The sequence below is a fragment of the Streptomyces silaceus genome, from assembly GCF_001419745.1.
GTDB lineage: Bacteria > Actinomycetota > Actinomycetes > Streptomycetales > Streptomycetaceae > Streptomyces > Streptomyces silaceus.
In genome coordinates this window covers 1-1110 of sequence record NZ_LIRJ01000675.1, presented here as the reverse complement: position 1 = coordinate 1110, position 1110 = coordinate 1, and the positions used below count along the sequence as shown (strand labels likewise).

General features: G+C 67.4%; 2 protein-coding genes. Both read left to right on the top strand.

Annotated elements, in window-relative coordinates:
• A partial coding sequence (locus AOK22_RS38555; RefSeq protein ID WP_055703282.1) for an NfeD family protein occupies positions 1 to 338 on the top strand: 338 nt, incomplete at its 5' end.
• An 81-nt stretch (positions 339 to 419) separates the two neighbouring features.
• On the top strand, positions 420 to 1110 hold a 691-nt coding region (locus AOK22_RS38550; protein WP_055703281.1), incomplete at its 3' end, for an SPFH domain-containing protein.

The window sequence follows — 1110 nt, the reverse complement described above, 5'->3', positions numbered from 1 at the left end:
TCGCGGTGGGCGCCGTCGCGGCCGCCGTCACCGCGGGCCTGGGCGGCGGCACGGTCCTTCAGGTCGTGGTCTTCGCCGCGGTCTCGGTGGCGCTCATCGCCGTCGTACGCCCCATCGCGACCCGGCACCGCTCCCAGCGGCCCGAACTGGCCACCGGGGTCGACGCGTTGAAGGGCAGGAGCGCCGTCGTCGTCGAAAGAGTCGACGCCGGTGGCGGACGCATCAAACTCGCGGGCGAGATCTGGTCGGCCCGCGCCCTCGACACGGACAGTGCCTACGAGCCGGGCCAGGAAGTGGACGTCGTCGAGATCGACGGAGCCACGGCCGTCGTCATGTGAAAGGCCCCCAGGCCGTGCGGCGGTCTGACAGACTCGACCAGCAAGATCTTCGCCGAGGCATGAAGGGTACGGGGAACCACGATGGAACCAATCATCATCGTCCTGATCATTCTGGTGGTGCTGGTCTTCATCGCCCTGATCAAGACCATCCAGGTCATCCCACAGGCCAGCGCGGCCATCGTCGAACGCTTCGGCCGCTACACGAGAACGCTGAACGCGGGCCTCAACATCGTCGTCCCGTTCATCGACTCCATCCGCAACCGCATCGACCTGCGTGAACAGGTCGTGCCGTTCCCGCCCCAGCCGGTGATCACCCAGGACAACCTGGTGGTCAACATCGACACGGTCATCTATTACCAGGTGACCGACGCCAGGGCTGCGACGTACGAGGTCGCCAGCTACATCCAGGCGATCGAGCAGCTCACCGTCACCACCCTGCGCAACATCATCGGTGGCATGGACCTGGAGCGGACCCTGACCTCCCGCGAGGAGATCAACGCCGCGCTCCGAGGCGTCCTCGACGAGGCCACCGGCAAGTGGGGCATCCGCGTCAACCGCGTCGAGCTCAAGGCGATCGAGCCGCCGACCTCCATCCAGGACTCGATGGAGAAGCAGATGCGCGCCGACCGTGACAAGCGCGCCGCGATCCTCCAGGCCGAAGGTGTCCGGCAGTCGGAGATCCTGCGCGCCGAGGGTGAGAAGCAGTCCGCGATCCTGCGCGCCGAAGGTGAGGCCAAGGCCGCCGCGCTGAAGGCCGAGGGCGAGGCCCAGG